Genomic DNA, 12955 nt, shown 5'->3' on the forward strand with positions numbered 1-12955 from the left:
CTGCGCGGTTCCGGCGACGGCGCGAAACGGATACTCAGGGATGCCATGTCGCACCGCGCCGCAGCGTGAGGGCACATCGGCAGGCGGAACGCCTCCTTCTCACTGAAATTGGAATTCGACATCATGGCCAGCGTCTGCACGAGCGGGGTGGACACGGGGTTCGTCGCCCTCGGCTCCACCAAGGTTGCGGTCCTCGGCGTCGTTCAGGGCATCACCGAGCTTTTGCCCATCTCCTCGACGGCGCACATGCGCATCGTCCCGGCGGTGCTCGGGTGGCCGGACCCCGGCTCCGCTTTCTCGGCAGCCATGCAGCTCGCGGCCTTGTTCGCGGTGGTGACCTATTTCTGGAGTGATCTGCGCGCGCTCGCATGCGGCTCGGTGCAGGCCATCCGGACGAGGGACTTCGGCGCCCATGCCCCAAGAACGGTGCTGGGCATCATTCTCGGCACGCTTCCGATCGTCATCGCCGGCGTGTTGCTGAAGGACAAGCTGAACGCGTGCGGGTCCTCGTTCCGCGAACTGTGGGTGATCGGCGCCGCCAGCCTCGTCATGGGCCTGCTCCTCGCCGTCGCCGAGCTGACCAGCCGCCACATCCGCACGTTCGCGCAGATCGGCCTGCCCGACGCCATGGTGGTCGGCCTTGCCCAGGTGGGCGCGCTGATCCCCGGCGTTTCGCGTTCCGGCTCCACGCTCACCGCAGCCATGTTCCTGGGGCTGAAGCGCGAGGATGCGGCCCGGTTTTCCTTCCTGCTCGGCCTGCCGGCGATCTTCGCCGCCGGCGTGAAGGAATTGCTGGTGCTGCATCAGGCCGGCCTTGACGCCCAGGGCTGGGAAGTGCTCGGCGCCGGGCTGGTGACGGCCTCCCTGTCCGCCTTCGTCGCCATCTGGGCCTTGATGAAGGTGATGGAGCGGCTGTCGGCCTGGCCCTTCGTCATCTACCGTATCGCCATGGGCGCCTTCCTGCTCGTCGCAGTGGCGACCGGGGTGATGTCCTGAGCGGGATCCTCACGCGCCCGGAGCTTCCCCTCATCTCATGCTGTCAGGTGAAGGGTTGCCCCGTGAGGGCGCGAGAGTGGTGGCGGCGAGGGGATACGCCCCGCCGTGGATTTCCAATCCCGTTCTGAGGCATGGCATGATGCGCCTGCCCCGGTGATCACTTCCGGTCACCGGGGCGGTTTTTTGACGTGTCCCGGTTTGGTCACACCGCTGCGGGACACTTCCGCTCTTGCCATCTGGAACCCGCACCACATGTCCGTCGCCTTCACGCGCGAAAACGACCTCGAAGCGACCGCCGCCGACCTGCCGGACCGGCCGATCTCGCCCCATCCCAATCTGGTGACGGCGACTGGCCTTGCTGCGCTGGATGCCGCCCTGGCGGAGGCGCGGGCGGCCTATGGGGCGGCGCAGACGGGCGATGTGCAGGCCGACCGCACCGCGATGGCGCGGGCAACACGGGACCTGCGCTATTACAGCGCCCGCCGGGCCACCGCCCAATTGATCGAGAGCCTTCCCAACCCTCGCACGGTGCAGTTCGGCGTTACCGTTACCCTCGACCGTGCGGATGGCCGCCGCCAGACGTTCCGCATTGTCGGCGAGGATGAGGCAGACCCGGCCACGGGTTCGGTCTCCTATGTCTCGCCGCTGGCCATCGCCGTCATGGGCAAGGAGATCGGCGACGTGGCGCTGGTGGCCGGTCGCGAGGTGGAAGTGGTGGAGATCACCTGAAGCCTCATTCTCCCCAAGCCGCCGGGGCTGGGGGACGGTGCACGAGTCAACGTCAGAGAGCCCTCTCGAGGTCCGCCTTTCTGGCGTTGTGGTTCGCCAGAAAGGCTCCAAGCCACCGTTTGACGGCAATTCCGGACGCAAAATTGTGTCACGCGTCTGCCGGGAGTGATCTAGCCACGCACCACGCTCCGGAAGGCGGCGGAAAGGGCCACAAGCGCATCGCGCGGCCGGCCGTCCTTGACCCTCGTGTGCAGCAAGACGGGCAAGCGCGGTAAATCGGGAAGCCCGAGCTTGCGGCCGACGTCGAGGGCGCCGAAGGGGAGCATGCGCGGTGCCAACGCAGCAACGCCAAGCCCGGCCATGACGGCGGCTGCGACCGCTGCAACCCCACCGCCGACGAAGACTTCCGTCCAGGGCACCCCTGCCGCATCCAGGAGCTGCCCGGCCATCGCGCGGACGCCGCAGGGCTCGGCCATGGTGGCAAGGGGCAGGGGCTCGCCCGCGCGATGTTGCCAGGTCGGCGCCGCGAACCAGCCGAATTTCTCTTGAGTCAGAAACTCCCCATCACTGCGCCCGGCATGCAGGCGGACGATCACCGTGTCGAGTTCGCGTCGGTCGAAGCTCTGAAGCAGGTCTCCGGACGATCCTATCCGGATTTCGATCAGCAGTTGAGGGTCTTGCGCGTTCATGCGGGCAATGAGCGCGGGAAGCTCCGGGCCCGCCACATGGTCGCTGATGCCGATGGTGAGGCGCTGCCGGGCTTCGACAAACACCGACAGGGCGCGGTCGTGCGCGTCCAGCAGTTCGCGGGCATGTTCGAGGAAGACTTCGCCCCGCGCTGACAGCTGCACATACCGGGGCGTCCGCTCAACGAGCCGACAGCCGAGGCGCTCTTCCAGCCGCTTCAGCTTCAGGCTGACCGCCGCTTGCGTCGTCCGCATGGCTTCCGCGGCGCGCGTGAAACTGCCGAGCTCCGCGATGCGGGTGAAAGCCCGGACGGCATCCAGGTCGAGGGGAGGCTGTATCATTTTCAAATGTTATCATTGATATCCACGATGATAGAATATCAGAATGATGAGGTGAGGCCTAAATTCCAGCCAGGACAAACTGGAAAGGCCCCGCGATGCCGCTCGTTCACATCTCCCTGCGCGCCGGAAAGTCGGATGCCTACCGCCAGGCGATCTTCGACAGCCTGTACCGCGCGATGCGCGAAACGTTCAACGTTCCGGAAGACGACCAGTTCATGACCATCCGGGAGCACGACGCGGCGAACTTCCGCTACGGCGCGTCGTATCTTGGCATCGCCCGGAGCGATGATCTCGTGCTGATCCAGATCAGCGTGATGAACACCCGCACCGTGGAGCAGAAGAAGGCTCTGTTCCGGCGCATCGCGGAGCTGCTTGGCGAAGATCCTGGCGTCCGGCCGGAGGACGTATTCGTGAATCTTGTCGAGGGGACGAAGGAGAATTGGTCGCTCGGCAACGGCCTCGCTCAATACGCCTGAAGCGAGCGGGCGACGCGCCGAATTCCGCGCGTTCGAGGTGGTCGGGGAGAGCCACAACCTTCAGGCGGGGCTGCAGCTGGAGCAGCTTTGCTATCTTGGGCCAGGGGTGAAACGCTTTCCGGCGTCAGCTGGGCCTTGTCGAAGTCGAAAGAGATTCAGCAGAACGCTGGGCCAGCACCCGCGTCGAGCCGGTCTTCATCTCAGATGCGTCGAGAAAGGCGATCTTGTCGCCATCGACTGGCTCACCTCGACGACCGGGCCCGCCATGATCGACGTCCCCGCCTTCGCACGGGCAGCGAACATGGTTTAATGCGGCAACCATCGCTCGCCCCACGAGCCTTCGACATGCATGATTCCGCCGTCATCGCCTGGATGCTGTTTGCCACCCAGGCGGGTTTCCAGCTCATATTCATCATCCGCGCGCTGCTGCGACCGCACCGCGAGCCGTCTTCGCGGTTTGCCTGGGTGCTGGTGATCGCGTTGGCGCCGGGTATCGGCGTGCTCGCATATGTTCTGTTGGGCGAAGCCAATCTGGGGCGCAGCCGGGTCGGGCGGATGCGCGCGGCGTTGGATGCCCTTCCGCGCGCCGAACAGGTGGCCGGCGCGTCCGCCGAGGCGGCGATCCCCGAACGGTGTGTGCCGTTGTTCCGGGTCGGATATTCGGTGAACCACTATCTGCCGGTCTCCGGCAACCGGGCAATTCTGCTGCCGGATTCCGCGTCCACCATCGCCGCCATGGTCGCGGACATCGATGCGGCCCGCCACAGCGTGCACGTGCTGTTCTATATCTGGCTCACCGACGAGAGCGGGCTGAAGGTGATGGCGGCGCTGAAGCGCGCCGCCGCGCGCGGCGTCGTCTGCCGGGCGATCGTAGATGATCTCGGCTCGCGGGCGCTGATCCGTTCTGCCCACTGGCGCGACATGGCCTTGAGCGGAGTGAGGCTCGCGGCGGCGCTGCCGGTGGGCAATCTGCTGCTACGGCCCCTCAAGGGCCGGATCGACATGCGCAATCACCGCAAGATCGTGGTGATCGACAATGCCATCACCTATTGCGGCAGCCAGAATTGCGCGGATGCCGCCTTTGCGGTGAAGGCCAAATTCGCGCCCTGGGTCGACGTGATGGCGCGGTTCGAGGGGCCTGTGGTTCGGCAGAACCAGCATCTCTTTGCCAGCAGCTGGATGGCCCAGACGGATGAGGACCTGACTTCCCTGTTCTCTGAAGCGCTGCCCACACCCGTGCCGGGATTTATCGCTCAGGTGATCGGCTCCGGAGCGGGGGTGCGCTACTCGGCCATGCCGGAGACCTTCGTCGCGCTCATGAACGCGGCACGGCGCGAGCTTGTGATTACCACGCCCTATTATGTCCCGGACGAGCCGATCCAGGCGGCCCTGTGCGCCAGCGCCCGGCGGGGGGTGGCAACCACCATCGTGTTTCCCCACCGCAATGATTCCTGGATCGTGGCGGCAGCGAGCCGGAGCTATTATCGCGATCTGCTGGAGGCTGGCGTAGAGATCCGTGAATATGTGGGAGGCCTGCTGCATGCCAAGACGCTCACCTTCGACGGCGAGACGACGCTGATCGGCTCCGCCAACATCGACCGCCGGAGCTTTGAGTTGAATGCGGAGAACAACATCCTGCTCCATGATGAGTTCTTCACCCGCGCGATGCGGGCGCGTCAGCAGGTGTTCATCGACGCTGCAACGCCGGTGACGCGGGCGCAGGTGGAGGCCTACAGCCTTTGGCGGCAGCTCTGGAACAATTCCATCGCGATGCTCGGTCCGGTGCTCTGAGCCTTTCGACGGCAGGGCGCGCCGGCGCCTCGAACTCCCCTCGAAGAATGGCAAGAGGAGAAAGCTCCAGAGGCCATTGACGGGCCGTGCCATCTGCCAGCCTGCCAAACAATCCGCACACGAAAGGCTTCCGTCACGGGCTTTCAGCACGCGCAATTTCTCTAGAAGTAAAATAATGCAGCCTTAAGTATTTTCTGATCCGGACTCTATCGCTTTGACGGTCCTGCGAATTGCATCAAGGTAGCGAGACGCCGCGGTCGCTGTGGTCATGGCTGAGGCGACGTAGACGAGGCTGAGGCAGCCCAGGAGCCCTTGCCGGCCGTGGATGGGAATCGCGATCCCGGCCATCTTCGGTTCGTCCGTCCAGTTCATGTGGTTATCGCCATAGCCTCGCTGCACGACCCGGGCCAGGAGGTCGTCCAGGGCGGGCCGGTCACGGGCCAGCCGGCATTCCATCCTCGGTTGCCTTGCCAGGAAATCGATGATGCTCTCGCGCTCCTCCTCCGGGCAGAACGCCAGGTAGGCCGTGCCGCTCGCGGTCTGCAGCATCGGCAGGCGACGGCCGATCATGGACCGATGAAACGACAGCTTGCTGAAGCGATGCGTCGTCTCCCGGACCACCATGGCGTCGACATCGAAGGTGCACAGGTCGGTCGGCCAGACGACCTCTTTCAGCAACTGCCCCAGCAGGGGGGAGGCGAGCGCGGAAATCCAGTGTTCGTCGCGGAAACCTTCACTGAGCTCGCGCACCCGAAGGTTCAGGCAGTACCGATCGTCGGATTCGCTGCGACGAACATAGCCTTCCTCCTGCAAGGTCTCCAGAAGACGGTGCACGGTGGTGCGGTGCAGCTTTGTCTGCTCCGCGAGGCGCGCGACGCTGGCGCCTCCGTCGATGCGATTGAGGACATTGAGCAGAACAAGGCCGCGGCTCAGTCCCCGAACGCTCTTGTAGCGGTTTGCACCCGCCATGACGTTTCGCTCCCATGTTTTTCGCAAGCATAGCGCAAAAATCCCGATGCCTTGCACGGGGCAGGGGGCTCCTCCTTTGTTGCGGGAGTGGCTGGAAACGCTCGCAATCGCTGAATCTCGGGGCTCGGAGGTGCCGAGCGGCCGTTCGGCCACAACATGAAAATGCGTTTATAATCAAGCATGTGCACTGAGTGCACGCACGGGCGGTTTGATATTCCTTCCTCGCCGCCGCGGCCCCTAGAGTGACCTCGCTCAAAACGAAGAACGCGACCGGGAAGGGAGGAGCGAGCCACGCGCAGTCGATGGCACGCAGCTTCCATGGTCGAGGGAGCCGCCATGAACATCAAGCTCAAGTGCCTTTCGCACACGCCCTTGCGTGGCCTCAACGATCCCGCGCCGGAAGTGACCGCCGAAGTCGACGCTGTCCTCGCCCACGCCCGCGCCGATGTGGAAGCGTTCGATCCGGAACTGATCGTGATCTTTGCTCCGGATCACTATAACGGCCTCTTCTACGACCTGATGCCGCCGTTCGTCATTGCGACAGCTGCGGAATCTGTCGGCGATTACATGACATTGCCTGGCCCGCTCTCGGTGGCGCGCGACCTGGCGCTCCAGATGGCGCGCTTCATCCTGGACCGCGACGTGGACATCTCGGTGTCTCACCGCCTGCAGGTCGACCACGGCTGCACACAGACCCTGGAGGAGCTTACCGGCAGCCTTATGCGCTACCCGGTGATCCCCATCATCATCAATTCCGTTGCGCCGCCCTTCGCCCCCTATCGGCGGGTTCGCCGGCTCGGGGAAGTGGTCGGGCAATTCATCGCCACGCTCGATAAGCGCGTCCTCGTAGTGGGGACGGGAGGGCTGTCCCACGAGCCGCCTGTGCCGTTGCTGGACGGGGCCTCCGATGCCATCAGCGAATTCCTGATCTGCGGGCGCAATCCGACCCCTGAGGCACGCGCGGCGCGGCAGGAACGCACCATCGCGGCCGGCAAGATCTACGGCTCGGCGCTTTCCACGCAGACGCCCCTCAATGTCGAATGGGATCAAGCCTTTATCGATCTTCTACTGGATGGGCGCCTCGACACCGTGGACGATTTCAGCATCGAGGAGATCTCGAAGGAAGCCGGCCGCTCCACCCACGAGGTGCGCACCTGGGTGGCCGCGTTCGCTGCCCTCGCCGCGGCGCAGGGCGGCTACAGCGCCCGGCGCGACTACTACCGCCCGATCAACGAATGGATCGCCGGCTACGGCGTCATGAGCGCCGAGCCACGCTGACAGCGTGCACGCGAAGCCCAGCGAGGAACGCCAGGAGAATCAGCATGTTGGACAGATCGAGATGCACACCCACGGAAGCCGAGATCGTGGCCCGCGCGGAGGCCATGGTTCCCTGGCTGCGTGAGCAGGCCGAGGCGGTCGAGAAGGCCCGCATGGTTCCGCCGGCCACCATCCAGGCCTTCCAGGATGCGGGCTTTTTCCGCATCCTCCAGCCGCGTCGCTGGGGTGGCTATGAGATGAGCCCCAACGTGCTCAACAAGGTGCTGATGGAACTCGCCCGGGGTTGCCCGTCGAGCGCCTGGAACGTCATGGTCCTTGGCGTGCACCCGTTCGAGGTGGGGCTGCTCGACCCGCGCTGCGGCGACGAATTGTGGGGCGAGGATACCAGCCGCCTCGTCTCCTCCTCCTATGCCCCGTTCGGTACCGTGACGGCGGTGGAAGGCGGCTACGTGCTCAAGGGCGAGTGGCTCACCTCCAGCGGTTGCGACCACGCCGACGGCGGCGCCTTCCTCGGCGGCCGCGTCGTGGAAAATGGCGAGCAGGTGTTTCGCTCCTTCTGGGCGCAAAAGGGTGATTTCGAGATCGTCGACGACTGGTTCGTCGTGGGGCTTGCGGGCACCGGCAGCAAGAAGCTGGTGGTTACGAATGCATTTGTTCCCTCCCACCGTAGCCATGTCATTGCCGCCTATGGCGAGAACACACATGGTCACGTGGAAAATCTATACAAGATGCCGTTTTTCTATGTGTTCTATGCGGCCGTGTCGTCCGTTCTCGTCGGCATGGCCCGCGGCATGGCCGATCTCTACATCGAGCACATGCGGCCGCGGCAGAACCTGAACCAGGCCATCGGTGCGGCAGTAAACGACCCCTTCATCAAGGGCCGGCTGGGCGAGGCCTCAGCCAAGATCCTGGGGGCGGCCGCCCGCATCCTGCATAACACGGACGAGGCCTGGAGCTATGCCGAGCGCGGCGAGCTGGTACCCCTCGATGTGCGCGTGCGCCATTTCGCCACCAACCAGTTCACCGGTGGCGAATGCTTCGAGGCCGCGCACATGATCTTCAAGAAGACGTCGACGCGAGGTGTCTGGCTGAACAACCCCATGCAACGGCAGCTGCGCGACATCCTCGTGGGTGCCAATCACATCACCCAGAACCAGGACAATATCGGCGACCTCCTCGGCGGTCAGATGCTCGGCAATCCCATGCCGGCGGCAAACCCCTTCGGTGTGCGGCCGTGAGCGCCCGGGAGATCGTGCGATGACATCGAACATCAACCAGCGGCTCGATTGGGCGTCGAACGAAGCGCTGCGCCACCTGCCCACCGTCAATGCGGACGACCACCGCGCCGGCATGCGGCACCTGGCATCCGGCGTGTCCATCATCACCAGCCGGGATGGCGGGACCGCGGTGGGGCTCACTGCCACGGCGGTGTGCTCGGTCACCGTCGATCCGCCCCGCATGGTGGTGCTGGTCAACAAGAAGGTGGCCGCCGCGGAGTCCATCCTTGCCAGCGGCGCCTTGTGCATCAACGTGCTGGCGGCAAGCCAGGCGCACCTCGCCAAGGTGTTCGCCGGAATGGTGGAGGGGGTGTTCGGCCCCGCCCGCTTCGAGCACGGCACCTGGCACAGCCGCGTCTCCGGGGCGCCCGTGCTGGAGGGCGCCCTCGCCACCTTCGACTGCCGGGTGGTCAAGGTGTTCGACGAGAGCACCCATCACGCGTTGCTGTGTGAGGTGCTGGATGCCTCCGAGCCCGCCGGCGGCGAGCCCCTGATCTATGTGAACGGCGCCTTCTGCCGCATCAGCCCCCTGGAGGTGTGAGATGAGCCAGCCCTTCACTGAATCCGAAACCAGCCGCTTCGTCCGCATCCGCGAGGGTGAGGGCGAGCTCAACATCCACTACAACGATTGCGACCCCGGCAACGCCCGCGAGACAGTGGTGATGCTGCACGGCTCCGGCCCCGGCGCCTCGGGCTGGGCCAACTTCAACCGTAACATCACGCCGTTGGTGGACGCCGGCTTCCGGATCCTACTCGTGGATTGCCCCGGCTGGAGCAAGAGCGACAGCATCGTCAACACCGGCTCTCGCTCGAACCTCAATGCCCGCGTGCTCGCCGGCGTCGTCGATGCGCTCGGCCTCGGGCGCATCCATATCCTGGGCAATTCCATGGGCGGCCACAGCGCGGTGGCCTTTGCCCTCGACCATCCGGACCGGGTCGGCAAGCTGGTGCTCATGGGCGGCGGCACCGGCGGGGTGAGCCCGTTCACCCCCATGCCCACGGAAGGCATCAAGCTGCTCAACGGGCTGTATCGCGCGCCCACCATCGAAAACCTGAAGGCGATGATGAACGTCTTCGTCTTCGACCCCGGGGACCTCACCGAAGAGCTGTTCCAGGCGCGGCTCGACAACATGCTGAAGCGCCGGGACCATCTGGAGAACTTCGTCGCGAGCCTTGTGGCCAATCCGAAGCCGTATCCCGATTTCGGCCCCCGCCTCGGCGAGATCGGCGCGCCGACCCTCGTCATCTGGGGCCGCAACGACCGCTTCGTGCCCATGGATGCGGGGCTCCGCCTCCTCGCCGGCATCCCCAATTCGGAGCTGCACGTCTTCAACAATTGCGGGCATTGGGCCCAGTGGGAGCACTGGAAGGCGTTCAACGCCCTCGTGCTCGAATTTCTTTCAAGGTGATTTCCGATGAGCGCAGAGCAGATACTTGAAGCGGCGGACCGCCTGTCCGACGCGGCGCGCGCCGGCACGCCATGCGAGCCGGTCAGGGACCTGATCGGTCTCGATCTTCAGGCCGCCTACCAGGTCCAGTTCATCAACACCCGAAGGGCAGTCGAGGGCGGCCGGCGCCTGGTCGGCCGCAAGATCGGCCTCACCTCCCGTGCGGTCCAGCAACAGCTCGGCGTCGACCAGCCGGACTTCGGCGTGCTGTTCGCCGACATGGAGTATTGCGACGGCGAGGAGGTTCCCTTCGCCCGTCTGCTCCAGCCGAAGGCCGAGGCGGAGGTGGCGTTCGTCCTGAAATCGGACCTGACCGCGCGGGACGTCACGCCTACCGAGGTGTGCCGCGCCATCGACCATGTGGCACCGGCCATCGAGATCGTGGGCAGCCGGGTGAAGAACTGGGATATCCGCATCTCCGACACCGTCGCCGACAACGCTTCCAGCGGATGCTACGTGGTGGGCGGCCCCATCCGCCGGCTGGATGACGTCGACCTTGCCGGCCTCGGCATGGCGCTTGAGCGCAACGGCGTCGCCGCATCCTTCGGCAGCGGGGCGGCTTGCCTCGGCAATCCGCTGACGGCGGTGCTGTGGCTCGCCCGCACCTGCGCAGCGCTGGACACACCGCTCAGGGCCGGAGACGTGGTTCTGAGCGGCGCGCTCGGCCCCATGGTTCCGGTTGCGCCGAGCGATGTGCTCGAGGCGCGCATCTCGGGCCTCGGCTCTGTCAAGGTTTCCATCGGGACGTCCGGCACCTTGGAGAAGAAGGCATGAGCACGCCCAGGATCAAAGCCGCCATCATCGGCTCGGGCAATATCGGCACCGACCTGATGATCAAGATCATGCGCACCGCGCGGCACCTGGAGATGGGGGCCATGGTGGGTATCGATCCGGCTTCGGACGGCCTCGCCCGTGCGGCCCGCCTCAGCGTTCCGGTAACCCACGAGGGCATCGACGGCCTTAGGCGACTGCCGGGATATGCCGAGATCGGCGTGGTGTTCGACGCCACTTCCGCCAAGGCGCACCTCACCAACAACGCGCTGCTCCAGAAGGACGGCAAGAAGGTCATCGACCTCACCCCGGCGGCGGTCGGCCCCTTCACCATCCCCGCCATCAACGGCGAGGCCAATCTCGACGCCCCCAACGTCAACATGGTCACGTGCGGCGGACAGGCCACCATCCCCATGGTCCATGCCGTGCGCCGCGCCACCGACCGGGTAGTCTGGGGCGAGATCGTCGCCTCCATCTCCTCGAAATCCGCCGGCCCCGGCACGCGGGCGAACATCGACGAGTTCACCGAGACCACCTCGAAGGCCATCGAGGTGCTGGGCGGGGCCGAGCGAGGCAAGGCGGTGATCATCCTCAATCCCGCCGAGCCGCCGCTCATCATGCGCGACACGGTGTTCACCCTCAGCCAGGGCGGCGACCGGGAGGCGATCGAGGCATCCATCCTCGACATGGTGGCGACCGTCCAGGCCTATGTCCCCGGCTACCGGCTGAAGCAGAAGGTGCAGTTCGAGGTCATCGGCGACAACGCGCCGGTGCGCATCCCCGGCATCGGCAATGTCTCGGGCCTGAAGACCACCATCCTGCTGGAGGTGGAGGGCGCCGCGCACTACCTGCCGGCCTATGCCGGCAATCTCGACATCATGACATCGGCTGCGCTGGTGACTGCGGACCGCTGGGCCGCCCGCGCGCTTGCGAAGGAGGCCGCGTGATGGCTCGCCCGAACACGGACAAGCTCTACATCCAGGACGTCACCCTGCGCGACGGCATGCACGCGCTGCGGCACCAGTACGACCTCGCCTCCACGCGGGCCATCGCCCGGGCCCTCGACCGGGCCAAGGTGGACGCCATCGAGATCAGCCACGGAGACGGTCTCACCGGCTCCACCTTCAACTACGGTTTCGGCGCCCATGATGATGCCGAATGGATCGCCGCGGTGGCCGAGGAATGCACCCACGCGGTGGTCACCGTGCTGCTCATTCCGGGCATCGGCACGGTGCACGACCTGAAGGCCGCCTATGACGCCGGTGCGCGCTCGGTGCGCGTGTGCACCCACTGCACCGAGGCGGATGTGGCGCGCCAGCATATCGAGGCCGCCCGTGCGCTGGGCATGGACACGGCGAGCTTCCTGATGATGGCGCACATGATCCCGGCCGGGCCCCTGGCCGAGCAGGCGAAGCTGATGGAAAGCTATGGGGCGGAATGCGTCTACGTGACGGATTCCGCCGGGGCCCTCCTGCCCGAGGACTATACTGAACGCGTCAAGGTGCTGAGGGATGCGCTCAAGCCCGAGACCGAAATCGGCGTTCACACCCACCACAACCTCACCCTTGGAATTGCCAATGCGGTGGCCGGCATCGAGGCGGGGGCGGTGCGCGTGGACGCCTCCCTCGCCGGAATGGGCGCGGGGGCCGGCAACGCGCCATTGGAGGCGCTCATCGCCGTGCTGAACCGCAAGGGCATCGAGACCGGCTGCGACCTCCATGCCCTGATGGACGCTGCCGACGACCTCGTCCGGCCGCTGCAGGATCGCCCGGTGCGGGTGGACCGCGAGAGCCTCTCGCTCGGCTATGCGGGGGTCTATTCGAGCTTCCTGCGCCACGCGGAGAACGCCGCGAAGCTCTACGGCGTCGACACCCGCGAGATCCTCGCCGAGCTCGGTCGCCGCCGCATGGTGGGCGGCCAGGAGGACATGATCGTCGACGTCGCTCTCGACCTCGCCCAGGCGAGGGGCGCCGTCGCCTGACGGGTCGGATCCCGACAATCGGCCAAGCCCGCCGGTCGCCCACGCGGCTTGTGATGCGCGTGACGGGCGATGTGCACCGAAACCGAACCGCCGGGCGAGCCTGCCATCGGCGGAACCATAACACAGCGGCCGCAACAGGCCGCGCCAGACGGGAGGAAAAGCAAATGACGACTGCCTTGAAATCGGCCTCTGCGGGAAGCAGGGCGCTCCT

13 protein-coding genes are annotated in these 12955 nt (G+C 65.8%); 11 read left to right on the forward strand and 2 right to left on the reverse strand.

What is annotated here, in order from left to right:
- The first annotated feature begins 123 nt into the window (after nt 1–123).
- Nucleotides 124–996, forward strand: a complete 873-nt coding sequence (gene uppP / locus V5F59_RS10815) for an undecaprenyl-diphosphatase UppP (RefSeq protein ID WP_393977201.1) — start codon at nt 124–126, stop codon at nt 994–996.
- A gap of 252 nt (nt 997–1248) precedes the next feature.
- Nucleotides 1249–1725 carry a transcription elongation factor GreA gene (gene greA, locus V5F59_RS10820; RefSeq protein ID WP_393977203.1) on the forward strand — a complete coding sequence of 159 codons (477 nt, stop codon included), beginning with the start codon at nt 1249–1251 and terminating at the stop codon, nt 1723–1725.
- A gap of 170 nt (nt 1726–1895) precedes the next feature.
- On the opposite strand, the gene V5F59_RS10825 is transcribed toward greA, so the two are convergent.
- A complete protein-coding gene (locus V5F59_RS10825; protein WP_393977205.1) occupies nt 1896–2753 on the reverse strand; it encodes a LysR family transcriptional regulator in 858 nt (285 codons plus the stop codon).
- A 95-nt stretch (nt 2754–2848) separates the two neighbouring features.
- Here V5F59_RS10825 and V5F59_RS10830 point away from each other — a divergent pair, with 95 nt between their 5' ends.
- Nucleotides 2849–3229, forward strand: coding sequence for a tautomerase family protein (locus tag V5F59_RS10830; protein WP_393977207.1), 381 nt, complete (start codon nt 2849–2851; stop codon nt 3227–3229).
- A gap of 345 nt (nt 3230–3574) precedes the next feature.
- Nucleotides 3575–5020, forward strand: a complete 1446-nt coding sequence (gene cls / locus V5F59_RS10835; protein WP_393977209.1) for a cardiolipin synthase — start codon at nt 3575–3577, stop codon at nt 5018–5020.
- 183 nt (nt 5021–5203) lie between these two features.
- On the opposite strand, the gene V5F59_RS10840 is transcribed toward cls, so the two are convergent.
- Nucleotides 5204–5989, reverse strand: coding sequence for a DNA-binding transcriptional regulator (locus V5F59_RS10840; RefSeq protein ID WP_393977211.1), 786 nt, complete (start codon nt 5987–5989; stop codon nt 5204–5206).
- Between the two features lie 336 nt (nt 5990–6325).
- Between V5F59_RS10840 and V5F59_RS10845 the strand changes: the two genes are divergently transcribed.
- From V5F59_RS10845 to dmpG, 7 genes are read left to right on the forward strand one after another with little or no spacing between them, the layout of a single operon-like run.
- Nucleotides 6326–7267, forward strand: coding sequence for a 3-carboxyethylcatechol 2,3-dioxygenase (locus V5F59_RS10845; protein WP_393977213.1), 942 nt, complete (start codon nt 6326–6328; stop codon nt 7265–7267).
- Between the two features lie 44 nt (nt 7268–7311).
- Nucleotides 7312–8505, forward strand: coding sequence for an acyl-CoA dehydrogenase family protein (locus V5F59_RS10850; RefSeq protein ID WP_393977215.1), 1194 nt, complete (start codon nt 7312–7314; stop codon nt 8503–8505).
- 19 nt (nt 8506–8524) lie between these two features.
- On the forward strand, nt 8525–9085 hold the full coding sequence (locus V5F59_RS10855) for a flavin reductase family protein (RefSeq protein WP_393977217.1): 561 nt from the start codon (nt 8525–8527) through the stop codon (nt 9083–9085).
- A gap of 1 nt (nt 9086) precedes the next feature.
- Entirely contained in the window at nt 9087–9953 is an 867-nt protein-coding gene (locus V5F59_RS10860; RefSeq protein WP_393977219.1) for an alpha/beta fold hydrolase, read from the forward strand.
- A 6-nt stretch (nt 9954–9959) separates the two neighbouring features.
- Nucleotides 9960–10766 (forward strand): 2-keto-4-pentenoate hydratase, encoded by an 807-nt coding sequence (locus V5F59_RS10865; protein ID WP_393977221.1) that lies wholly within the window; start codon nt 9960–9962, stop codon nt 10764–10766.
- Entirely contained in the window at nt 10763–11710 is a 948-nt protein-coding gene (locus V5F59_RS10870; protein ID WP_393977223.1) for an acetaldehyde dehydrogenase (acetylating), read from the forward strand. The genes V5F59_RS10865 and V5F59_RS10870 overlap by 4 nt, the downstream gene beginning before the upstream one ends.
- Entirely contained in the window at nt 11710–12744 is a 1035-nt protein-coding gene (dmpG, locus tag V5F59_RS10875; protein WP_393977225.1) for a 4-hydroxy-2-oxovalerate aldolase, read from the forward strand. Before V5F59_RS10870 ends, dmpG begins: the two co-directional genes overlap by 1 nt.
- Nucleotides 12745–12955: the final 211 nt, after the last annotated feature.

It is taken from the genome of Xanthobacter nonsaccharivorans, from assembly GCF_043194755.2.
Taxonomy (GTDB): Bacteria; Pseudomonadota; Alphaproteobacteria; order Rhizobiales; family Xanthobacteraceae; genus Xanthobacter; species Xanthobacter autotrophicus_G.

Excerpts from the sequence above, each read along its gene's own strand:
- uppP (WP_393977201.1), top strand. The coding sequence starts at position 124 with ATGGCCAGCGTCTGCACGAGCGGGGTGGACACGGGGTTCGTCGCCCTC.
- greA (WP_393977203.1), top strand. The coding sequence starts at position 1,249 with ATGTCCGTCGCCTTCACGCGCGAAAACGACCTCGAAGCGACCGCCGCC.
- V5F59_RS10825 (WP_393977205.1), bottom strand. The coding sequence starts at position 2,753 with ATGATACAGCCTCCCCTCGACCTGGATGCCGTCCGGGCTTTCACCCGC.
- V5F59_RS10830 (WP_393977207.1), top strand. The coding sequence starts at position 2,849 with ATGCCGCTCGTTCACATCTCCCTGCGCGCCGGAAAGTCGGATGCCTAC.
- cls (WP_393977209.1), top strand. The coding sequence starts at position 3,575 with ATGCATGATTCCGCCGTCATCGCCTGGATGCTGTTTGCCACCCAGGCG.
- V5F59_RS10840 (WP_393977211.1), bottom strand. The coding sequence starts at position 5,989 with ATGGCGGGTGCAAACCGCTACAAGAGCGTTCGGGGACTGAGCCGCGGC.
- V5F59_RS10845 (WP_393977213.1), top strand. The coding sequence starts at position 6,326 with ATGAACATCAAGCTCAAGTGCCTTTCGCACACGCCCTTGCGTGGCCTC.
- V5F59_RS10850 (WP_393977215.1), top strand. The coding sequence starts at position 7,312 with ATGTTGGACAGATCGAGATGCACACCCACGGAAGCCGAGATCGTGGCC.
- V5F59_RS10855 (WP_393977217.1), top strand. The coding sequence starts at position 8,525 with ATGACATCGAACATCAACCAGCGGCTCGATTGGGCGTCGAACGAAGCG.
- V5F59_RS10860 (WP_393977219.1), top strand. The coding sequence starts at position 9,087 with ATGAGCCAGCCCTTCACTGAATCCGAAACCAGCCGCTTCGTCCGCATC.
- V5F59_RS10865 (WP_393977221.1), top strand. The coding sequence starts at position 9,960 with ATGAGCGCAGAGCAGATACTTGAAGCGGCGGACCGCCTGTCCGACGCG.
- V5F59_RS10870 (WP_393977223.1), top strand. The coding sequence starts at position 10,763 with ATGAGCACGCCCAGGATCAAAGCCGCCATCATCGGCTCGGGCAATATC.
- dmpG (WP_393977225.1), top strand. The coding sequence starts at position 11,710 with ATGGCTCGCCCGAACACGGACAAGCTCTACATCCAGGACGTCACCCTG.